This is a genomic window from Xanthomonas sp. 3075 (genome assembly GCF_014197275.1).
GTDB lineage: Bacteria > Pseudomonadota > Gammaproteobacteria > Xanthomonadales > Xanthomonadaceae > Xanthomonas > Xanthomonas campestris_B.
Genome location: NZ_JACIFI010000014.1, coordinates 37,426 through 59,485 on the forward strand (window position 1 = coordinate 37,426; position 22,060 = coordinate 59,485).

Genomic DNA, 22,060 nt, shown 5'->3' on the forward strand with positions numbered 1-22,060 from the left:
CATTCCGAAGCCTTTTTCAACGAAGCATCACCGAGCGCAGGCACTTCTCGTACAGAGCCTAGGAGACCTCGCCATGTCCCAGACCCTAGACCATCCCTGGCTGGTACGTGCCAGCCGCGAGCCGCGGCCACGCACCCTCTATGCCTTTCCCTACGCCGGTGGCGACGCCCAGGCCTACTCGGGCTGGGCGACGCGACTCGACCCCTCCATCGAGTGGATCACCCTGGAATTGCCAGGCAGAGGGCGTTGCCCGGCAACTGTCTATGCCGACATCCAGGCGTTCGTCCAGGCACTGGTGCCTCTCTTCGCCGACAGCCAGAAACCCTTCGCCTTCTTCGGCCATAGCTTCGGTGGCCTGCTGTCCTTCCTCATCTGCCGAGCGCTGGCAGAGCGAGGGCTGCCCTTGCCTCGCGGCTTGATCCTCTCCGGCTGCAAGGCGCCCGCCTGCTTCGAACCTTTAGCGCAGCCAGCACTTTCCGATGCTGAGGTGCTGGCCCTTATCCGCGCCTACGGCGGTACACCCGAAACGGTCCTGAACAACCGGGCGCTGATGAGTTTCTTCCTCCCGACCATCAAGGCGGACCTGACCCTGGTTCGCAGCTATCGCTGGCAACCGCAGCCCCGCCTGCCGATCCCACTCTTGATCTTGAGCGGACGCCAAGACCCCACCCATGGTCTCGACGTCGCCCAGGGTTGGCGCGACGAAACCTCTGGTGAAACCACCTTCCAGACCTTCGAAGGCGGCCATTTCTTTATCAGGGACCAGCATTCCGAGGTGCTGGCGGCCATTGATCGGTTCTTGCTAAAGACCTTGTGAAAGCGACGCCAGCACTCGGTACGCCTGGGCTGCCGGTGTGCGCTCGTGACGCCCTGTACCACCCAGGCCAGGCTGTCCAACTGCACCGCGCGTCATCGTCGCCGGTCAGCGGCGTAGCGCTCAGGATGGCGTAGGCGTGCCCGAATCCTCGGCGTCAGCGCGATAGCGGCTAACTGATACGCCCAGGGTTCCGTAGACACTCAGGACCCTCGTTGCGCGTAGCGCCGTTCAAACTCTACAGGTGACAGGTCGCCAGTGGAACCGTGGCGGCGGTTAGGGTTGTAGAACATCTCGATGTAGTCGAATACCTCGGCGCGAGCGGCGTCCTTGGTGGGATAGATCCGCCGCCTGATCCGCTCGCGTTTGAGCAGGCCGAAGAAGCTCTCCACGGGTGCGTTGTCGTGGCAGTTGCCGCGCCGACTCATGCTGCACACCAAGCCATGGGACGCCAGGAACTTCTGCCAGTCATCGCTGGTGTAGACAGACCCTTGGTCCGAGTGAACCAAGCAACCAGCGTTGGGTTTGCGCCGCCGCACCGCAGACAACAAGGCCTGCACGACCAACTCGGTATCGGCCGATCGCGCATTGCCCAGCCGACGACTTGCCTGGAAAACAGGTCGATTACAACAGCTAGGTACATCCAGCCTTCATGGGTGCGGATGAAGGGGAAATCGCTCGCCTAGGCCGTGTCCGGCTCCGTCACGTCGAACTGCCGGTCAAGCAGGTTGGCCGCCGCCTTGCACTGCATTCCTCCATGGAAGCGCGGTTTGCGACCATAGCCCACCTGGGCACGCAGTCCTCGGTGCGCATCCGCCGATGCACCCGATGGCGACTGCAACGCTCACCCAAATCGCGCAGATCCATGGTGATCTTGCGATGCCCATAGACACTGCCGCTGGCCAGCCAGTGGTGCTTGATCAATCCCAGCAGGCGTTGGTCTTCCTTGGCGCGCTCACTGTTGGGCGACTTTAGCCACGCGTAGTAACCGGCCCGGTTCACCCGCAATACCCGGCACATTGCACACACCCTGAATTCCCCGCAGTGGGCTTGCATGAAGGCGTACTTTGCCTTTACCCCTTGGCAAAGTACGCGGCGGCCTTTTTTAGGATGTCGCGCTCCTCGGTGACCCGACGCAACTCGGCCTTCAGGCGCCGAACCTCGGCGCTCTGGTCCATCTCGGCGCGCTGCACCACGCCAGGCGTGCCGAACGTGCGCAGCCAAGCGTAGAAGCTGTGCGTGGTGACACCCAGGCGCTCGGCGACGTCTGCCACCTTGAACCCACGATCGGTCACTTGCCGGACCGCCTCGATCTTGAACTCATCCGTATATCGCTTGCTGCTTATGGACACCTCCGAATCTGCCATTTTCCATGGCTATGAGATGTCTAGGAAACCCTGGGCGTATCAGAACGTTCGCTCTGGGTCGAATGCGGCCGCGGAGGTGAAGTAGCACGCTTGTACTCCCTCAAGACGGGAGATTCCCACGGCTACCACGCTTAGGCACCACCGAGTGCCCTGGAAGAAGGACAAGATCGTCGGCCAGAAGGCGCCGCTCAAGCTCCGGGACATATGGGCGATCCGCGTCCGTCTGCAGCTTCGCAGCAACCTCCGTTTCGAGGGCGCCGCGCGCGATGAGTGGAGCGATCTGGCGCGTCCGCCGCAGACGCAAGGCCTTCTCGATTAGCGAGGGCCCGGCCGCGGGTCGGTCGATACCGAGAAGCCCCGTAGCGGAGCGTCGATCGGCCCACCGAGCGCTAGCAGACGCTCCATTGCTTGGTCGTCGCCGGTACGGCGCGAACCAGCATCCGATCGGCAAGGGCCCGGACGGGGCGATGCCGCCCGGGCAGTGGCGTTACCTGCTGGTCGGCGAGAAGTTCTGAGCTCCGCGCGTCTTTCGCCACTGGATCCACGCGATCGCGGCGACGAGGAAGGCGCTGCACAGGTAACTGCCTTCCGGCCCTTGCGCGCCACCGGTCAGGGTGTCGAGGCCTTGCGGGCGCAGCGCCACCAGCAGCGCCGGCAAGTGCGCATCCATGCCGGTGACGGGCAGTTCGAAGCCGGTCGCGAGCAACCAGTTCCACCCCGCGTGCCAGCCCATCACGCCCCAGATATTGCCGGTCCGCAGCGCCCAGGCGCAGGCGAGCAGCGAGAACAGGAACGTGCCGAGCATGACCCGGGGCGGCTGGTGCGGACTGAAATGCAGGAAGCAGAAAACGAGCGACACCAGCAGCACTGCCACCGCGACATTGGTCTTGCGCGCCACCACCGACAGCATCCAGCCGCGGAAGATGACTTCCTCCACGCTCGCCTGGAACATGAAACTCAATAGCAGCAGACCGATGTGCAGCAGACTGACGGGCGACCGCCAGGCCTGCCCCAAGCCCGCCGCCTGCATGCCGCCAGCCATCCAGATCGCGACTACGACCAGCGCGATCATGCCGAATCCAACGGCCAGTCCGCGCAGGAAGGTTTTCAGCGGCGCCGGACCGGTCAGCCCGATACTCGCCAGCGAGCGCCCTTCGACGAAGCGTACCCAGGCGAGCACGGCCGCCAGCGTCGGCGCGAAGCCGATCCACAGCAGCGCATACAAGCCAGCGAGGCCGATCGGATCGCCGCGCGGCGTCGACCAATGCTGCGACTGCATCCACCCGTCCAGCGCGATCACCGGTACCGCGTTGAACAGGATCATCAGGATCGGCGTCAGCCAGGCCCAGGGCAGCCAGCCGCGGGCCGGATCGGGCGAATACAGGGCAACGGGGGTCATGCGGGGCTCCAGGTCGACGTGATGGCCGCTGCAAGTTGCCATCCGCGCGGGGGCGTGGCGATCCGTTTGCGACCAAGCCACAGAAGCCGCCGATGAATCACCCGGATCGCCGACGAAATGGCGCTGAGTCGTCGCCCATGGTGTCCGCTTTGGGTGGCGGTTCATATGTTCGATGAAACACAGACAGCTGCCCAAGCAGCAGGAGTGTTGCGGATGAAGCGAAGGACAAGGATTCAGTACACCGACAGCCACAAGGCCCTGATGTGGGACCGCTGGCGGCAGGGCGAGTCGTTGCACCAGATTGCGAGGCTGCGACGTCCCCCGATTTTGAGTAGCGCCTCAGTTTGGAGTCCAATTCCCTACCCGGAGGAGATTGGACGTGAAGAAGGCTTTTCCGAGGAACAGATCATTGGCTTCATGCGCGAAGCCGAAGCCGGCGTTGCGATCACCAACGCTGGCAAGCGGTCGCATCCCCACGGAGCCTTAACTCGCCTGCCCTATCCTGTCGTCGCGCCGGATGAGGTAGCCAGCCCAGCCAGGGCCGTGTGGCAAACCGCATCGCCGGACACGACGGATATCGACATAGCAAAGGAGATTGTATGAAGAAGCTGCACGTTCTCATGGTCGCTGGATTGCTGGGCGCCAGCCCGTTGGCATTCGCAGAGGTTGGCCAGTTGACCAACAGCGCCGACGGTGCCAACCGCGATGCGGGTATCGCGGCGGTCAAGAAAAAATTGCAGGATGCCTGCACCGAACGTCAGGGCAAGCCTGATATGGAATCGTTCGAAGTGGTGTTCGAACGGACCAGCAAGAATCCGGATGTTCCCAAGCCCTACTATGTGGATGCAAAGCTTAAGTGCGATCTGCCGTAAATCCTGCGTTTGCCACGCGCAACACCGCACAGGCATGAGCTAGACATGCGTCACGTTGCCCAAGACACGGCCTCGCTCCTGGCGGGGTCGTGTCTTTTTCTTCGATGTGCAGCGATCGCCGGCCAGGCGTCATTGAAGTGTGCTGCGCCGCTCTGCCTGCATCCCGGCAAATGAGTCTGTGCATTTCCCCTCCCGACTTCTCGTCTCCGACGTGTTGCGGCAATGTCCTGCCCCGCGCCTGACACACCCACGTGTGTTCTTGCGACGTCCAATGTTTCCATGAAAGGTGGATGGGATCCGACACCATGATTGGCGAACACGACCTTGGCCAGATGCTTTCCGTATTCGCCCTGAGCTATTCAGACGACCTGTTCGAGACGTCCTTCCTAAACATTCAAGAAAAAAGCCTGTTCAGGAGCCAGTGTCGGTTAGCCCTGGATACGATTCCGGACGCCGTATTCCATCCCGACATTCATGCCTGGAGCGTCGACTGGACCGGTATCGCCCTGAGCTTTCGCAGTTCCTATTTTGAAGCGGCGCCGCAAGACGATGGGAATGCCCTGAGAGGGTGGATCAAGAACGGCTACAACGGGATCTACTCGCCTGATTTGCTGCCTCATCTTTGGGATAGCACGCTGCACTGGGCTAAACACGATCATGCGTGGGCAAAGCACCTTGATGCGGCGCGAGTAGAACGCACACAGGCATTTTTGTGGAAGCTGTCGCACGAGCGGCGATCTGACAAACATATGGCCATCCTTGAGGCAGTCCGGAATCACGACGACACAGGCGTGGACGAGAGGATAAAAGAAAAAGTTCATCTCGATTTCCACGATGATTTTGTGGATCCGCTTTTGCTATTCACCTGCATGAGAGGTCAGTTTATCTTTCTGCAATGCCTGAAAGAACACTGCAGCGACAGCCAGCTGATGGAGACTCTGAATCTTCTTCCAGAAGCGTGGGTTAGGGCCGAAGGTTACAAATACAAGGATCACGATTACAAAGGTGTAGCTGAACATGCCTCGATCGCAGGCTGGTTGGATGATTGATTTGGACGATTAAGACGTGGCGCAGCTGAGCGCAGACTTTTCGCTGATGAATTCAATGCCTTGGCTGTAAGATTCGGAGCGACAGGATGTCGATGTCGCGTGTATTGCCCACGGCCGAGCGCTGATTGCAGTGAGATCCCCCCGCGTTTTGGCACCCACTGGACCGTACGCTGCTTCAGCGTGCCGCACGTCGCCATCCCGCGTTGATCGCTTCCTGCGCGGAGCAGAAAAAGCGCTCGCCCTTCCTGGGAGAGATGCTGGTGCGGTTGTAATCACGCTGTCCCGGCACATGGAAGATCTTGCTGCCCGTGCTTGAGATATTGCCCTTGATGGCGCAGTTGCCAGGCGCGAGCGTTTGCACCTTGGCGCTAGCGCGAGCGGTAGGCTGGTTGCGCTTGCCGCGTCGATAGTCGACCGGCATCTGGAAGGCTCCTTGCCAGATATTGCGTTTTTGTCCTTGCGCGACGCGTTCGTCTGCAACGAACGCGGTGGCGTATTGGCGGTACGCCACCGCCCAGCCCGCTCTGACCATCCAGCCGTTGACCGACTGCCCTTGCACGAAGCATTCGGCAACGATGCGTCCATAGCGGTCGGTGTCCTTTGGTTGGCAGTGCACCGTCTTGTCAATTACATAGGCATCGAGTGCCGCAGCCGAACGACGACCGCATGGCCACGCAGTTCCATCGCGGGAGGTGCATTGCTGGGCGCTCTCCGGCGCATCGATGCCCCACAACCGAATACGCGTGTGCGCCAAGGTGATGGTGTCGCCATCGGTCACGGTGACCCGGCCGACAAGCGCTACTGCAGCAACGGGTGAAGCGAATAGCGCGATGCAAAGAAACAGCAAACATCTGGACAACATCAACAACAATTTCCCTGGGCGATCGGCAAAGCCAGGTCCGTCTGCGCTTGCCTTGTCTTCAGCACTTCAGCCGATTGCGTTGCCAATGACATCCTGCGCATGACACCCACGCCAGATATGCAGCGCGGGGGACGCACTGTAGGCGAACGCGATGAAATTGCCTATCGCGGCAGTGCTCGTGCGCAGGAAGCACGCTGCATGCGTTCATGGCCGACGCACTACGCAGTACACGCCAGCAGCCGTGCTGCAAACCTGCCCGACTCCTCAAGGAGCCGCGCAGGCAAGCGTCCATTGCAGCGCTTATTGCGGCGAAGCGGCCGCAGTCTCCGGTGTGACGCGCCAGATCGTGTTGGCCAAATCGTCGGCAACGATCAGCGCGCCGCGCGGGTCGACGCTGACGCCCACTGGACGGCCACGCGTCAAGCCATCGTCGCCGTAGAAGCCGGAAACGAAGTCGATCGGATCACCTGCCGGGCGTCCGTCGCGGAACGGCACGAACACCACCTTGTATCCAACCGGCGGGGCGCGGTTCCAGCTGCCGTGTTCGCCGACGAACACGCCATCGGCAAACGCTGCGCCCATCGCAGCGGATGAAAATGCGACGCCCAACGCGGCGACATGCGAGCCCAATGCATAATCGGGCACGAGCGCCGAGGCCACTTTTTGCGGATCCTGCGGCATCACGCGGGTGTCCACGTTCTTGCCCCAGTAGCTATATGGCCAGCCATAGAATCCGCCTTCGCGCACCGACGTGAGGTAATCGGGAACCAGGTTCGGACCGATTTCGTCACGCTCGTTGACCACTGCCCACAATGTCCCGCTACCGGGCTGGATTGCCAACGCGGTGGGATTACGCAAGCCGGTGGCGTAGCTCTTGTGCGCGCCGCTTGCCGGATCCACCTGCCAGACTTGCGCGCGATCGACCTCGGCAATCATGCCGCGCTCGGTGATGTTGCTGTTGGAGCCGATGGCGACATAGAGATAGCGCCCATCGGCACTGGCGGTGAGGGCCTTGGTCCAGTGATGGTTGATGGCTGCCGGCAAATCGGTGACCTTGCTCGGCGCAGCGCTGGCTTTGGTCTGGCCGTCGCGATAGTCGAATCGCACCAGGGCATCTTGATTTGCGACGTAGAGTGCGTTGCCGATCAGTGCAAGCCCGTATGGCGCGTTGAGCTTGTCCGCGAATATGGTCTTGAGCTCGTAGGTGCCGTCGCCATCAGCATCGCGCAGCAGCGTCAGGCGGTTGCCGCTCTTGACCGAGGTGTTGCCCTTGGATTTGATCGCGCCGGCAATCACATCCTTGGGCTTGAGATTCGGCGCGCCACCGCCCCGCCCTTCGGCCACCAGGATGTCGCCATTTGGCAGCACCAGCGTCTGGCGTGGAATGCCTAAATTGGTGGCGATTGCCGAGATACGATAGCCCGCCGGCACAGTGGGTTTACGCTCGCCCCACGCTGTGGGCTTGGCGATCGTCATGTCGGGCAATAAGCCCCGATCCGGCACGGGCAATTCCGGGCTTGCACCGTGTTGTTTGAGATCGGGCGCCTGCCCGCAGCCTGCAAGTGCGGTCGCAAGGATGGAGACGCTCAAGACGGAGATGGTGTGCTTCATCGTGCACCTCCCACGCGCAGACCGGACAGGCCTGACCAGGTGGCCGCCAGCGCAAATAGGGTCGCGATCGCGGAGAAGGCCAACGCTGCCGGCATAATGGCCCAGGCATCACGCGCATGATGCAGCGCGTCGAAGAAGCCAGCGATCCATGCCGCACCGAGTGCGATGAGGTAGATGACGTTGCGGCTGCCGCGAACCAAGCCAATGATTGCGCACAGCAGTGCGATGGTCGTCAGTACCATCGCACCGATCAGTAACCACGCCGCGAAATTGGCCCACTGGATCTGATGACTGCTCCAGTACGCGTAGTCGCTCAGCAATGCACCAAGAAACAGCGGCCACACACCGCCGAGCACGGCTGCATGGAACGGATGGATGGCCCAGGATCGGGCGGGCATGGCGGTTGAATTCATAGCGGACTCATTCGGGGCGTTGTCGAAACATGGCCCGATGCTGCCAGCTGCCATGTGATGGGTACGGTGATGAGAGGATCTTTCCACCTGACGTGGAATCGGTGTGCCTTCATCGCCATCGCAAATATGCGCGGTATTGGCGACGGTGCGATAGGGTTCCACGCCAAGGGCTACCGCGCGCACCGGTTACACCAGTGGCAACGGCAGCGCTGCGCATATCCAGTCGTTGAAGGATCTGTTCGGCATCTTCTACAACTCCAGCACGCGTCCGACACTGCCGACCGGCTTCGCTTATCTCGATGGCGTGGCCGCGTTCCGCAGCTCGGTGCAGAACACCGTGAGCACCTGCCTGCAGTCATCGGCAGCGATCACGACGACGCAAACCGGCGGGCAGCGATGCCCGCCGGTTTGCGTTTTTCTACGCCGTTCCCGCAATGTTTGCTGCGATCTGCCTGCCGCCCAAGCGAGCGCTGCAAATCCCGGATTGCGCAAGGCCTGCGCCGCGCCGCAGCCATCGCACGCACAAGCTCCGCGCCGCGGCAATTTCTCGCGCTGCATCACACCGTTTGCACTGCGCGCTGCTTAGTTTTTTGCGATGAGCGTATGTATTCCTTCGCACCATCCGGTGTCTGCCGAACCGGACACGTCGCCACGCAGCAACGGCCTCGACCATGCACTGACCGATCGCTGGCTTGCCTCGCATCCGTCCCTGCCCTTGCCAGGACGCGGACAAACGCTCGAACGCTGGAAGGCCCTGGCCGCCATCGCCGCCGAAGACCTGTGCGTGGCCAAATTGCTGGAAGCCCATTACGACGCGCAAGCGATCTGCGCGGATCTGTCCGCCGACGTCATGGCGCCGGGACAACGCTGGGCGGTGTGGGCGGCGGAGCCTCCCGGCGTCGATCTAGGTTTCACCGGCAGCACGCTGGAAGGAACCAAGGCGTGGTGCTCGGGCGCCGCGTCGGTAACCCATGCGTTGGTGACGACCCAGCACGATGGCGCCAGTTGCCTGTTCGCCGTAGCGCTGGATCGACCGGGCATCCGCATCGATGCCAGCGGTTGGCAGGCGATCGGCATGGAAGACATCGAGACCGCGACCGTCACCTTCGCCGCCACACCCGCAACTCAGGTCGGAGCACCCGGCAGCTATCTGCAACGCCCCGGCTTCTGGCACGGCGGCGCGGGCATCGCGGCCTGCTGGTTCGGCGCGACCGCCGCTGTCGCCGAGCTGTTGCGTGCCGCGCCGCGCAGCGGCCGCGACCCGCATGCGGCGGCACACCTGGGCGCCATCGATGCCGGCCTGGCTGCTGCCGGCGCCTTGCTGCGCGAGCTGGCCCAGCACATCGATACGCATCCGGGTCGACCGCATCTGCGTGCGGTGCTGCAGGCGCGCAGCGTGGTCGAAACGCTGGCGCGCGACACCATCGACCGTGTCGCACGCGCACTCGGGCCAGGCCCGCTGTGCGGCAACCGCGCGCACGCACAGCGGTGTGCGGATCTGGCGGTGTTCATTCGACAGCATCATGCCGAGCGCGACCTGCAGGCACTGGGTGAGCTGTGCCATGCGGAGGACCGCACATGGACCCTCTAATGGGACAGCAGATCCACGGCACGGGCACGCCAGAACAGGAGTGGCGACAGGCCTCCTGCCTGCAAGACATGCCGCGCGTCTCGCTCGCCCAGCTCATCCAGGACAGTGCGCGCCTGGTGGTTGTCGCGCCGCATCCCGACGACGAGGTGCTCGGCTGTGGTGGACTGATTGCCGCCGCGCAGGCTGCCGGCGTGCCGGTACGGATCGTTTCGCTGACCGACGGCGAATTGGCCTATCCCGACGCGCCTGGCTGGGCGCCGCGTCTGCTCGCTCCTGTCCGCCGCGGCGAATTGGAAGACGCCGTGGGCGAGCTCGGCCTGCCAGTGGCGTCGGTTGTGCATCTCGGACTGGGCGACGGCGCGCTGTCCTCCCTGCAGGATCGCATTGCCGATGCGCTTGGCACCTTGTTGCAGCCAGGCGACCTGGTGTTGGTGACCTGGCGACGCGACGGCCATCCCGACCACGAAGCGGCCGCCCGTGCGGCCGAGACGGCATGTAGCCGGCACGCGGCGCGTCTGCTGCAGTATCCGGTCTGGGCCTGGCACTGGTCGCGCCCCGGCGACGGCGTCTTCGAGGACGCGCGCGCGTTGCGCTTCGACCTGTCGGCAGACATTGCCGATGCCAAGACGCGCGCCATCGCCCGGTTCGCCACGCAAACCGGCCAGTGCACGCCTGCCATCGCCAATCCCATCCTGCCGCCGCATGTGCTGGAACGTTTTGAACGCCGGTTTGAGGTCTTCTTCCGATGACCGCGCTGAACGTGGCGCATTTCGATGCGCTCTATGCCGATGAAGATCCGTTCGGCTATCGCTCCCGATGGTACGAGCAGCGCAAGCGCGACATCCTGCTTGGTGCCCTGCCCTATCGCCTGTTTGAACATGGCTGGGAATTCGGTTGCTCCAATGGTGAACTGACCGCAGCACTGGGTGCGCGCTGCGCGGCATTGCTGGGCACCGATGTTTCGCAGCAGGCGGTCGAGCTGGCGCGCGTGCGCGTTGAGCAGATGCACAACGTGGTACTGCGGCAAGCGGCGCATCCGCTGCAATGGCCTGAGGGCAGCTTCGATCTGATCGTCTTCAGCGAAGTGGGCTACTACCTCGACGACCAAGCCTTTGAAAACACCATCTCGCGTTTTGCCCAGTCGCTTAGCGCGCGCGGTTGCCTGATCGCCTGCCATTGGCGACATGATTTTGAAGGTGCGCTGCGCAGCGCCGAGCAGATACACCACGCACTCGACAACGGATTGGCGTTGCCGACGCTATGTACCTACCAGGATGCCGATTTCCTCCTGCAGGCATGGATGGCGGGCCCTTCGATCGCCCAGCAAGAGCGCCTGCGATGATTGCGGTGACCATTCCGGCGCACAACGAGGCAGCGTTGATCGGACAATGCCTGCAATCCGTCCTGCTGGCAGCCAGACATCCGCAGTTGGGTGGAGAGCCGGTGGAAATCCATGTCGCGCTCGACCGTTGCACCGACATGACCGGCGCAATCGCGCGCGCACATGGGGCGATGACGCTCAAGACCAGCGGCGGCGTGGGCATGGCGCGCGGCGCAGCAGCGTCGGTGGCGATCGCACGCGGTGCGCGCTGGCTTGCCTTTACCGATGCCGACAGCTGCGTACCGCCGGACTGGCTGACGGCGCAGCTCGGTTGTGCGGCAGATGTGTTCTGCGGCGTTGTGGAGGTGACCGATTGGCACGACTTCCGGCCGGAAACGCAGCACGCCTTCCTGCAGAGCGAAATCCGCCAGGATGGGCATCCGCACGTCCATGGCGCCAACCTTGGCATGAGCACTGCCGCCTATCTGGCCGCTGGCGGGTTCTCTGCGGTGACGTCGAGCGAAGATGTCGAACTTGTCAGCGCGCTGGAACGCGCCGGCATGCAGATCGCGCGCCTGGTCGCGCCCGTGGTGAACACCAGCGCCCGCCGCAACGCCCGCGCCACCGGCGGGTTCAGCGAATATCTGCTGCGCCTGGAAGCGCAGATGCTGGCGACCACGCCGGTGCCGATCGAGAATTCGTAACGGCGTTACGGTACCGCCTGCGGTTGTTGCTTATCTGTGCGGCGTCGCCGTGGTTCTGCACGGTGCTGCGGAACCGGCGCACTGGGGCTGTGTTGTCCCTGGGCACTGAAACAACCGCCGATATGCGCCGACAGCGTGTGCCACCGCTCTTGGCCTTGATCGACGGACGCAATCACGGCGTCTCGGCCCCTGCACCGCGTACGCACGCTGCTTGAGCCGGCGCCTTGTCCGGTCCGGCAGCAGCCATGCCCACGGATGTGTACGCCATTCCAGCAAGCGGCCGCAGCGACCTGCAGATCGCGCGCGTCTTGGTGGTGCATTTCAGCGCCCTATCTGTATTGAATAAGTTTTCGCTCAATTGCCTGCTGCGCTGACGTCAACCGTCGCGGTCCAGTCTTGCGCTTTGTTGAATATTCACAATCCGAATTAATTCCCAAGCCATGCACGCTGGGGAATCCCTTCAGGAAAAGCATTGAATTACGCACAATGGCTGACGCCGCTAACGACTGCCTAGTATAAAATCCGATTCAGTTATCGATAACCCGCAAGTATCGAGGCAGGCAATTCAAGCCATGTCTGAATAACATGCGAAGATCGAACGCTGTTACGGAAGAGTCCGTTAGAACCACTGACATACGCTTGAATCCGCTACAGCCCGTCGGAAAGTTTCCGACATCCTAGACGTGATTCCCTGATTACCTGCACTACACGTCGCATTTAGGATTGCCGCCCTCTGAGAAATGTGATGGTTTATTGTAGCGTTCGCTATCACGTTTCTATGCCGTAGAGATTGCTAGGCGGATTTTAATTGCGTTTGGCTATTGATTAAGTCGGAAATGGCTATCGATTGACTTTTTCTCTGAATTGCAACTGACCATTCAGATTTTAGAGTCATTGGCCAGCGCCGTTAAACAATCTCGTAAGCAGTCCGCAAACCACTCCGCAGGATTGCCAGGTTCACCGTAGCGCATCTCCTAAGGGAAGGAGGTGCCGGCAATAAAAAGTGAATAAGACGTGAAATTAAACGCCTCGCCTGCGAACTGCCGGCGCTGGAACCTCTTGCGCCAAATTCGAATATTCAGCTGTAGCGGCGCACCAAATGACTGGAACCGACCAACTTATGAATCGCTCGCTACTCGCAACGACCATCGCATCCTGCCTTGTCCTGACCGCTTGTGGCGGCGGTGGTGGTGGCAACGTCCGCAGTGACCCGCCGCAGAGCACGATGGTCGCACCCACCCCTACAGCGCCCACCACGCCGGGAACAACCGCCGATCCGCTGCCCAAAACGGCCCCGACGCCGACGCCAACCCCGGCGCCGGCTCGCTACCAGGGTGTTGGCAGCAACCTGCTGGTGCCCACCAATGCGGATCTGGCCCAGCAGGCCGGTGCGACCGGCAAGGGCGTGAAGCTGGCGGTGCTGGACGACAACCTGGTCACCAGTTACGCGCCGATCAGCGGCAAGGTCGATCGATTCACCGATTACACCGCCAGCCCCGGCACGCCGGAGTCGTCCTCCAACGCGTTGCGTGGCCACGGCACCGTCATCTCGGCACTGGTGCTGGGCACCGCGCAAGAAGGTTTTGCCGGCGGTGTCGCGCCTGATGCAGACCTGTTCTATGCGCGCATCTGCGCCGAAAATTCCTGCGGCACCCAGCAGACCCGCAGCGCAGCGGTGGATCTGGCCGCAGCCGGCGTGCGCATCGCCAACCTGTCGATCGGTGCCTCGTATGCGGATGCGGCCAGCAGTGCGAACGCTGCCCTGGCCTGGAAATACGCATTGAGCCCGTTGGTGCAGGCCGATGCGTTGATCGTGGCCTCCACCGGCAACGAAGGGGCGAGCGAAGCATCCTATCCGGCAGCCACGCCGGTGCAGGAAGCCAGCCTGCGCAACAACTGGCTGGCGGTGGGCGCGATCAACATCGACGCCGCCGGCAATGCCGCCGGGCTGACCAGCTACTCCAACCATTGCGGCGCTGCCGCGCAGTGGTGCCTGGTGGCGCCGGGCAGTTACACCGCGCCGGCCTTGGCCGGGACCGAGTTGCAGGGCCAGATCGCCGGCACCTCGTTCTCCACCGCCGCAGTGAGCGGTATCGCTGCGCAGGTGCTGGGCGTGTATCCGTGGATGAGCGCCTCCAACCTGCAGCAGACCTTGTTGACCACCGCCACCGACCTGGGCGATCCCGGCGTGGATGCGCTGTATGGCTTTGGTCTGGTCAATGCGGCCAAGGCGATCAAGGGTCCGGGCCAATTCGCCAGCAACTGGTCGGCGAACGTGAGCTCCGGCTACGACAGCACTTTCAGCAACGACATCGGCGGTGCGGGCAGCCTGACCAAGAACGGTGCCGGCAAGCTCACGCTGAGCGGCAACAACACCTATACCGGCGGCACCAGCATCAGCGACGGCGTGCTGGCGTTGTCCGGCAGCCTGCGCTCGGACGTGCTCGTGCTCAACTCGGCCACGTTCGAATCGCGCGGCGGTGTCATCAACGGTAATTACAGCCTGGTCAACACGACCGGCACCACCGCCCTCGAATTGGGCAAGGGTCTGACCGTCACCGGCCAGGCCAGCCTGAAGGGCAATCTGCTGTTGCTGCCGGAAGCGGCGGGCTACAGCGTCGGCAGCAGCGAAAAGATCGTCAAGGCCGGCGTCGTGCAAGGCACGTTCGATCGTGTGCAGTACGCCAACAATTTCTTCTGGACGGCCGCGCTGGCCTACGACCCGACCACGGTCACCGCCACGCTGACCCGCAATGCTTCCGCTGCCAGCGCGCAGGCGGCCGGTGCGCCGCAAGCGGTGGTCAACGGTGCCACGCAGGCCGATGCGCTGGTGAAGGTGCTGGATACGCGTGTGGCTTCCGGCGATACCGACAACCTGGGCGGTTTGATCAGCGCCACCGGTTCGCTGCTGGGCGCCACCGATGCACAGGTTGCCGCGTCGCTGCCGACCCTGGCCGGCCAGGTGCACGGGATCGAGCGCACGTTGGGTTTCCAGTCCGCGCTCAACGACGCCCGTGTGGCGGCCGACCGCCTGCCCTATCTTGCCGACACCACCACGTTGACGACGTGGATGCAGGGCAGCTACCTGGACGGTGATCTGAGCCGCAGCGGGTTTGCGTCGGCCGATTACACCCAGCAGGCAACCACCATCGGTGTGGACCTGCCGATGGGTAACGCCGGCACCATCGTCGGTGCGGCACTGAGCTCCGGCCAGGACCGCGCAACCATCTCGGCATCGGCCAGCCGCCTGCGGTCTGATCGCTATGCGATGACCGCATACCTGTATCAGCCGATCGGCCAGGCGTACGTGTCGGGCATCGGTTCGTACGGCATGAGCAACGTGGAAACCGAACGCAACGTGCAGGCCGGCAGCATTGGCGAGCGCTTGCAGGATCGTCGCCACGACACCAATTGGTCGTTGCGCGCCGAAGTCGGCCTGATGCCGCATGCGGGGCTGTCGCCGTTCGTGGCCGCAGGTGTGGTCAGCCAGACCCAGGATGCCTTCAGCGAGGCCTCGATCACCGGGCTGGGCTTGAGCGCCAACAGCGACACGCTGCGCGCCGGCTACGGCGAGGTGGGTGTGCGTGGCCATCTGGCGCGCGGCAAGTGGGGCCTGGACGGTTTGATCGCCTACCGCTCGCTGCTGGGCAACCCGAGCTCGGATTTCACCGCGTGGTTCACCGGCCTGCCGGAAGCGCGTTTCAACGTGGCCGGCGAGCCGGTGTCCAGGCAGTCGCTGCGTGCATCGGTCGGCGTGCGTTACCAGCTCAACGATGCCTTCTCCATCTACGGCAATGTGGGCGCCGAGCGCGGTCGTTCCGATGCCAACAGCACCAACGCCAATATCGGTGTGCGCTGGCAGTTCTGAGTGCGGGATGCGGGACACGTGTGAGCATGCACGCATGTTGCGCTAACCCTATGGCGTGTCAGCAGTGAACGAAAGGCCCCGGCATGTCCGGGGCCTTTTTGTTGGTCGTCGGTTGAGCGCGAACCTCGAGGCGAACGCTCCCGTTGCGGCCGCAGCGCCCGCCGCCATGCCGGAACACGGACGATACGAAGGTATATCCGGGCTATGTGCATGGACTGCCGAAAACAGCTGAAAACCCCTGGTTTTGCCGCATTGCTGCATGGCACCATGCACGCCATCGAGACGACTTGCAGGACGCACGGCAACGCAACGATGGTCGGCATTGTCGGTGGAATGCGCAGGCGTCGCACCCATTCGCGCTGATCGCCATACACCTCCGCGCGACGTTGCCGCACCGCTGCCGCAACGTCAGGGAGTCGTCGCACCGCTTTAGCCCATTCCCGTTCGAGTCACAGCATGTCGTCCATCTTCCTGCGTACCGCGCTGGCATCGGCCTGCGTCGGCAGCCTGCTGACTGGCTGCACTGCCACACCGCCGCCGCCCGCACCGCTTGCACTGCTGATCCACACCGGCAATCAGGTGATCGTGCCGGCGCACTCGCCGCTGCGCGCCAGCCTGCGCGTGCAGGCTGTGCGCAGCCAGACCATCGCACCGACACTGCAGATGCCGGCGGTGATCGACGCGCTGCCCGAACGGCTGATGCGGCTGGTGCCGCCGTTGGGCGGGCGTGTGGTCGAGCTTCCCAAAACGCTGGGCGACACCGTGCAGGTGGGCGATGTGCTGTGCGTGATCGACTCGGCCGAACTGGCCAACGCCTACAGCGACGCCGGCAAGGCGCGTGCGGCGCTGGATCAGGCGCGCCAGGAGTTGTTGCGGCAACAAGCACTGGAGGCCGACAGGATTTCCGCGGCCAAGGATGTGCAGAGCGCGCAGCAAGCCTTCGACAGTGCACAAAACGAGGCACGTGCCGCCAGCGACCGGTTGGCGCAACTCGGCGTGCCGACGCAGGCCGCCTCGCATCGGCGCTACGCGCTGCGGGCACCGATCGCCGGCCGCGTCGTGGAGATGAGCGCATCGCTGGGCGGGTTCTGGAACGACACCGCGGCCCCGCTGATGACGGTGGCCGACATTTCGCGCGTGTGGCTGACCGCCAGCGTGCCGGAGCACGAGGTCAGCCAGGTCTTTGAAGGCCAACCGGTCAGCGCGACGCTGGATGCGTACCCGGGCAAGCGCTTCGTTGGCCAGGTGCAACATGTGGACGATCTGCTGGATACCGGCAGCCGCACGCTCAAGGTGCGGGTGGCATTGAAGAACCAAGACGGGCTGCTCAAACCGGGCATGTTTGCGCGCGCCGACTTTCAATCGCATCCGCAGCCGGCATTGGTGGTACCGGATACCGCCCTGCTGCAGATCGGCTTGTATACACGGGTGTTTGTCGAAACCGCGCCGTTTGTTTATGTCTCGCGCATCGTATCGACCGGACGCGCGTTGGGCGGGCAGACCGAACTCCTGTCCGGGGTGAGTGCGGGCGAGCGCGTGGTGGTCAAGGACGGGGCGCTGCTCAATGATTGAGTCGATGATCACCAACTGTTTTCATCGGCGCGGCATCGTCTGGCTGGTCTTTGCGCTGGTGGCCCTGTATGGCACCTGGAGCTGGATGCAGCTGCCGGTGGAGGCGTATCCGGATATCGCCGATGTGACCTCGCAGGTCGTCACCCAGGTGCCGGGCCTGGCTGCGGAAGAAGTAGAACAGCAGATCACCGTTCCGCTGGAACGCGCCTTGATGGGCACACCCGGCTTGCACGTGGTGCGCTCGCGCAGCCTGTTCGCCCTATCGCTGATCACCCTGGTCTTCGACGACGGAACCGATGGGTATTTCGCACGCCAGCGCGTGCTCGAACGCATCCAGGGCGTCACCCTGCCCTATGGCGCAGTTCCCGGACTGGATCCGTATACCTCGCCGACCGGCGAGATCTACCGCTATACGCTGGAATCGAAAACGCGCAGTCTGCGCGAGTTATCCGACCTGCAGTTCTGGACGGTGATTCCGCGCCTTCAAAAGGTGCAAGGCGTGGCCGATGTCACAAACTTCGGCGGGCTCACCACGCAGTTCACCGTGGCGGTGGAGCCGGATCGTCTGACCCGGTATGGCGTGTCGCTGCAGCAGGTCAAGACCGCGATCACCAGCAACAATTCCGATGGCGGCGGCAGCGTGATGGACCGCGGCGAGCAGAGCTATGTGATTCGCGGCGTCGGCCTGCTGCACTCGTTGCAGGACATAGGCAATGTGGTGGTGAGCAGCAACAATGGCGTGCCGGTGCTGGTCAAGGATCTGGGCCAGGTGCGTTACGACAACGTGGAGCGACGCGGAATCCTGGGCAAGGACGCCAACCCCGACACCATCGAAGGCATCGCGCTGCTGCTCAAGGACAGCAACCCGTCGATCGCCCTGAACGGCATCCACACTGCCGTGGACGAGCTCAATGGCAGTCTGTTGCCCAAGGACGTCAAGCTGGTGCCGTACCTGGATCGCACCGGGTTGATCGATGCCACCCTGCACACGGTCAGCGCGACACTGACCGAAGGCATGTTGCTGGTATGCGTGGTACTGCTGCTGTTCCTGGGTAGCCCGCGTGCGGCGGCGATCGTGTCGTTGACGATTCCGCTATCGCTGTTGATCGCCTTCATCTTCATGCACCACCTGAAGATCCCGGCCAATCTGCTGTCGCTGGGGGCGATCGATTTCGGCATTCTGGTCGATGGTGCGGTGGTGCTGGTGGAAAACGTCCTGCGCCTGCGCGAGCAGCACAGTGAGCGTGCGTTGACGGCGTTCGATGCGATCGAGGCCACCTTGCAGGTGGCGCGTCCGATCACCTTCGGCATGGCGGTGATCGGTTGTGCCTACCTGCCGCTGCTGGCGTTCGAGCGGATCGAGTACAAGCTGTTCTCGCCGATGGCTTACGCCGTGGGCGCTGCCCTGATCGGCGCACTCGTGGTGGCGTTGACGTTGATTCCGGCATTGGCGTGGCTGGCATTCCGCAAACCGCGCAAGATGTTTCACAACCGCGTGCTGGAAGCGGTAGGCCATCGCTATCGCGGCTTGCTGGAGCACACGGTCGGCCGGCGCCCGTGGCTGCTGGTGACCGCTGCGGTTGCCTTGAGCGTGCTTGCAGTGCTGGGCAGCACCATCGGCCGCGATTTCCTGCCCTATATCGACGAAGGCTCGCTGTGGCTGCAGGTGCAGATGCCACCGGGCATCACCTTGGACAAGGCCGCGACGATGGCCAATGCCTTGCGCAAGGCCACGCTGGAATTTCCCGAAGTGGCGTACGTGGTGACCCAGACCGGGCGCAACGACGATGGCACCGATTACTGGACGCCGTCGCATATCGAAGCCAGCGTGGGACTGCGGCCGTATCACCAATGGCCAACGGGGATGAACAAGCAGGCGCTGATCGCTGCATTGGGCAAGCGCTATGCACAGATGCCCGGCTACACGGTCAGCATGATGCAACCGATGATCGATGGGGTGCAGGACAAGTTGTCGGGGGCGCACAGCGATCTCACCGTCAAGGTGTTCGGCGACGATCTGCAGCAGGTCCGCGGTGTTGCCGAACAGGTCGCGGCCGCGCTGAAACACGTGCCGGGTGCGGTGGACATCGCCGTGGATGTGGAGCCGCCGTTGCCGAATCTGCAGGTGCGCTTCGACCGTGCGGCGGCTGCGCGCTATGGCATCAATGCGGCAGATGTCTCCGACCTGATCTCCACCGGCATCGGAGGCAGCCCGATCGGGCAACTGTATCTGGGCGAAAAAAGCTACGACCTCACAGTGCGGTTCCCTGCGCGTTACCGCAACGATCCGCAAGCGATCGGTGGGTTGCGCCTGCGCACATCCAGCGGTGCGGAAGTGCCGTTGTCGGCGGTGGCCAGCATCGAGACCACCAGCGGCCAGAGCGTGATCGTGCGCGAGATGGGCAGGCGCAACATCATCGTGCGTTTGAACGTGCGTGGCCGCGACCTATCCAGTTTCCTCGACGATGCGCAGGCCACCCTCGCCCGCCGGGTGCATGTCGACCCGCAACATCTGCAATTGGTGTGGGGTGGGCAGTTCGAGAACCTGCAGCGTGCGCAGGCACGTTTGATGGTGGTGCTGCCGACCACGTTGTGCATCATGTTCGTGTTGCTGTTCGGAGCATTCGGCAATCTGCGCCAACCATCGCTGGTGCTGGCGGCGGTCCCGTTGGCGATGATCGGTGGGCTGGCCGCGCTGCAGTTGCGCGGGATGACGCTCAACGTTTCCAGCGCCGTCGGGTTCATTGCGCTGTTCGGGGTGGCGGTACTGAACGCGGTGCTGATGCTGGCGCAGATCAATCGGCTGCGCGAGCACGCCGGCATGCCGCTACGCGAGGCGGTGGTGGCCGGTGCAGTCAGCCGTATGCGCCCGGTGTTGATGACCGCAACGGTGGCGGCACTGGGGCTGACGCCGGCCATGCTGGCCACCGGCCTGGGCAGCGATGTGCAGCGTCCGTTGGCCACGGTGGTGGTCGGCGGTCTTGTCACCGCGACGGTGCTCACCCTGGTCCTGTTGCCTTCGTTGTACTACTTGATGGAAACCTTCGTCGCCTCACGTCAGCCCCGCCGGGAGCAGATTGCATGAGCCGGTTTTGCAGCTTGCGCATTGCAATCTCGATGGCCGCTGCCGTGTCGGTTGGCGGCTGCGCGGTGGGCCCGGACTTTCATCGCCCCGCTCCACCCGACACCGATCGCTACACGCCTGCCGCAATGCCGGCCCGTACCGCAGCGGCCGATGTGGCAGGCGGCGCAGTGCAGCAGTTCGTGCCCGGACAGGACGTCCCGGCGGCGTGGTGGCGCGCCTTCGGCTCACCGCAACTCGATGCATTGGTGGATCAGGCGCTGGAGGCCAACCCCGATCTGCAGGCCGCCGATGCCGCGCTGCGGCAGGCGCAACAGAGTCTGGCTGCGCAACGTGGCGTGCTGTCCCCGCAGGCCGATCTGCAGGTGGATGCCAGCCGTCAACGCGATTCCGCTGTGCCCACGCCGGAAACCGGCGACAACACACCGTATGCGCTGCGCACCGCACAACTCAACGTGCGCTACACGCTGGATGTGTTCGGCGGCACGCGGCGGCAACTGGAAGCGGCCGGTGCACAAGTGCAGGCGCAGCGCTATCAGCGCGATGCGGCGTATCTGAGTCTGACCGCGAACGTGGTCAACGCCGCCATCCAGGACGCAGCCCTGCGCGCGCAACTGGATGCCGCACATGCGCAGGTCGCCATCGCCGAACGGCTCTGCGCCATCACCGAACGCCAACAGGCGCTGGGCGCCGTCGGCCTGGCGCAGGTGCTCGCGCAACGCAGTGCGCTTGCGCAGGCGCGGACGGTTGTGCCCACGCTGGAAAAACAGCTTGAGCAGCAGCGCAACCTGCTCGCCATCCTGGTCGGTCGCTTGCCGAGCGAAGGCGCCGGCGCGGCGTTTACGCTGGACACGCTGCATCTGCCTGCGCAACTGCCGCTGTCGCTGCCCTCGCAACTGGTCGATCGACGCCCCGACCTGCGTGCGGCCGAAGCGCAATTGCACGCGGCCAGCGCACTGGTCGGCGTGGCGGTGGCCGCACGCTTGCCGGCGATCACCTTGAGTGCGGCGACCGGTGGCTCGGCAGCGACATTCGGCCGGTTGTTTGCCGCCGGCAATACGCAGTGGTCGGTGGCCGCTAGCCTGTTGCAGCCAGTGTTCCATGGCGGTGCGTTGGCGCATCAGCAACATGCCGCCGAGGCTGCCTACGATCAGTCGATGGCGCAATACCGCAGCGTGGTGCTGGGTGCGTTCGGCGACGTCGCCAATGCGCTGGCGGCCTTGCAGAGCGATGCGCAGGCAGTGCGCGCCGCAGCCGATGCGCAAACATTGGCCGAACGTAGCCTGGCAGCGGTGCAACGTCAGCAGGCGGTGGGCGCGGTCGGCATGGCCGACCTGTTGCAGGCGCAGCAGGCTTATCGGACTGCGCAGGCCAGCACGATCCAGGCGCAGGCGGCACGCTATGCCGACACCGTGGCGCTGTATCAGGCGCTGGGTGGCGGCGCCTGGTGGTCGCCTGCCGCCGCAGCGGCTCCGTGAACCGAATCCGGCATGCAGCGGGCGTTGTGGAACGCTGCGGCCGGCAGCTGAGACAAT

At 63.7% G+C, this 22,060-nt stretch carries 19 protein-coding genes and 1 pseudogene; 15 read left to right on the forward strand and 5 right to left on the reverse strand.

Annotated elements, in window-relative coordinates; genetic code table 11:
* The first annotated feature begins 73 nt into the window (after positions 1–73).
* Positions 74–817 (forward strand): alpha/beta fold hydrolase, encoded by a 744-nt coding sequence (locus GGR62_RS14030; RefSeq protein ID WP_184408485.1) that lies wholly within the window; start codon positions 74–76, stop codon positions 815–817.
* Positions 818–1,017: 200 nt separating this feature from the next.
* Here the strand turns inward: GGR62_RS14030 and GGR62_RS14035 are convergent.
* Positions 1,018–2,160: pseudogene (locus tag GGR62_RS14035) on the reverse strand (IS3 family transposase).
* 166 nt (positions 2,161–2,326) lie between these two features.
* Here GGR62_RS14035 and GGR62_RS21275 point away from each other — a divergent pair.
* Complete coding sequence (locus tag GGR62_RS21275) at positions 2,327–2,500, forward strand: hypothetical protein (RefSeq protein ID WP_260306012.1); 174 nt, start codon at positions 2,327–2,329, stop codon at positions 2,498–2,500.
* 168 nt (positions 2,501–2,668) lie between these two features.
* Here the strand turns inward: GGR62_RS21275 and GGR62_RS14045 are convergent, their stop codons facing one another.
* On the reverse strand, positions 2,669–3,580 hold the full coding sequence (locus GGR62_RS14045) for a type II CAAX endopeptidase family protein (protein WP_260306013.1): 912 nt from the start codon (positions 3,578–3,580) through the stop codon (positions 2,669–2,671).
* Positions 3,581–3,745: 165 nt separating this feature from the next.
* Here GGR62_RS14045 and GGR62_RS14050 point away from each other — a divergent pair, with 165 nt between their 5' ends.
* From GGR62_RS14050 to GGR62_RS14060, 3 genes are all read left to right on the forward strand, one after another.
* A complete protein-coding gene (locus tag GGR62_RS14050; RefSeq protein WP_184408580.1) occupies positions 3,746–4,183 on the forward strand; it encodes a hypothetical protein in 438 nt (145 codons plus the stop codon).
* Complete coding sequence (locus tag GGR62_RS14055) at positions 4,180–4,452, forward strand: hypothetical protein (protein ID WP_184408486.1); 273 nt, start codon at positions 4,180–4,182, stop codon at positions 4,450–4,452. The genes GGR62_RS14050 and GGR62_RS14055 overlap by 4 nt, the downstream gene beginning before the upstream one ends.
* Before the next feature lie 290 nt (positions 4,453–4,742).
* Positions 4,743–5,501, forward strand: a complete 759-nt coding sequence (locus GGR62_RS14060; protein ID WP_184408487.1) for a hypothetical protein — start codon at positions 4,743–4,745, stop codon at positions 5,499–5,501.
* 175 nt (positions 5,502–5,676) lie between these two features.
* Here the strand turns inward: GGR62_RS14060 and GGR62_RS14065 are convergent, their stop codons facing one another.
* From GGR62_RS14065 to GGR62_RS14075, 3 genes are all read right to left on the reverse strand, one after another.
* Positions 5,677–6,363, reverse strand: coding sequence for a thermonuclease family protein (locus GGR62_RS14065; protein ID WP_184408488.1), 687 nt, complete (start codon positions 6,361–6,363; stop codon positions 5,677–5,679).
* 300 nt (positions 6,364–6,663) lie between these two features.
* On the reverse strand, positions 6,664–7,974 hold the full coding sequence (locus GGR62_RS14070) for a sorbosone dehydrogenase family protein (RefSeq protein WP_184408489.1): 1,311 nt from the start codon (positions 7,972–7,974) through the stop codon (positions 6,664–6,666).
* The gene (locus GGR62_RS14075; RefSeq protein WP_184408574.1) at positions 7,971–8,387 is read right to left on the reverse strand and encodes a hypothetical protein; all 417 of its coding nucleotides are present in this window, start codon (positions 8,385–8,387) and stop codon (positions 7,971–7,973) included. The genes GGR62_RS14070 and GGR62_RS14075 overlap by 4 nt, the downstream gene beginning before the upstream one ends.
* Before the next feature lie 226 nt (positions 8,388–8,613).
* Between GGR62_RS14075 and GGR62_RS14080 the strand changes: the two genes are divergently transcribed.
* From GGR62_RS14080 to GGR62_RS14120, 10 genes are all read left to right on the forward strand, one after another.
* Entirely contained in the window at positions 8,614–8,973 is a 360-nt protein-coding gene (locus tag GGR62_RS14080; protein WP_184408490.1) for a hypothetical protein, read from the forward strand.
* A gap of 9 nt (positions 8,974–8,982) precedes the next feature.
* A complete protein-coding gene (locus GGR62_RS14085; RefSeq protein ID WP_260288760.1) occupies positions 8,983–9,978 on the forward strand; it encodes an acyl-CoA dehydrogenase in 996 nt (331 codons plus the stop codon).
* Positions 9,966–10,727 (forward strand): PIG-L deacetylase family protein, encoded by a 762-nt coding sequence (locus GGR62_RS14090; RefSeq protein WP_184408491.1) that lies wholly within the window; start codon positions 9,966–9,968, stop codon positions 10,725–10,727. The genes GGR62_RS14085 and GGR62_RS14090 overlap by 13 nt, the downstream gene beginning before the upstream one ends.
* The gene (locus GGR62_RS14095; RefSeq protein ID WP_184408492.1) at positions 10,724–11,320 is read left to right on the forward strand and encodes a class I SAM-dependent methyltransferase; all 597 of its coding nucleotides are present in this window, start codon (positions 10,724–10,726) and stop codon (positions 11,318–11,320) included. Before GGR62_RS14090 ends, GGR62_RS14095 begins: the two co-directional genes overlap by 4 nt.
* Positions 11,317–12,003: a glycosyltransferase family A protein gene (locus tag GGR62_RS14100; protein WP_184408493.1), complete on the forward strand. Its 687-nt coding sequence runs from the start codon at positions 11,317–11,319 to the stop codon at positions 12,001–12,003. Before GGR62_RS14095 ends, GGR62_RS14100 begins: the two co-directional genes overlap by 4 nt.
* 245 nt (positions 12,004–12,248) lie before the next feature.
* A complete protein-coding gene (locus GGR62_RS21280) occupies positions 12,249–12,377 on the forward strand; it encodes a hypothetical protein (protein ID WP_260306014.1) in 129 nt (42 codons plus the stop codon).
* A gap of 746 nt (positions 12,378–13,123) precedes the next feature.
* On the forward strand, positions 13,124–15,871 hold the full coding sequence (locus GGR62_RS14105) for a S8 family serine peptidase (protein ID WP_184408494.1): 2,748 nt from the start codon (positions 13,124–13,126) through the stop codon (positions 15,869–15,871).
* A 456-nt stretch (positions 15,872–16,327) separates the two neighbouring features.
* Positions 16,328–17,443 carry an efflux RND transporter periplasmic adaptor subunit gene (locus GGR62_RS14110; protein WP_184408495.1) on the forward strand — a complete coding sequence of 372 codons (1,116 nt, stop codon included), beginning with the start codon at positions 16,328–16,330 and terminating at the stop codon, positions 17,441–17,443.
* Positions 17,436–20,528 carry a CusA/CzcA family heavy metal efflux RND transporter gene (locus GGR62_RS14115; RefSeq protein WP_184408496.1) on the forward strand — a complete coding sequence of 1,031 codons (3,093 nt, stop codon included), beginning with the start codon at positions 17,436–17,438 and terminating at the stop codon, positions 20,526–20,528. Before GGR62_RS14110 ends, GGR62_RS14115 begins: the two co-directional genes overlap by 8 nt.
* On the forward strand, positions 20,525–22,003 hold the full coding sequence (locus GGR62_RS14120) for an efflux transporter outer membrane subunit (protein WP_184408497.1): 1,479 nt from the start codon (positions 20,525–20,527) through the stop codon (positions 22,001–22,003). Before GGR62_RS14115 ends, GGR62_RS14120 begins: the two co-directional genes overlap by 4 nt.
* Positions 22,004–22,060 lie beyond the last annotated feature (57 nt).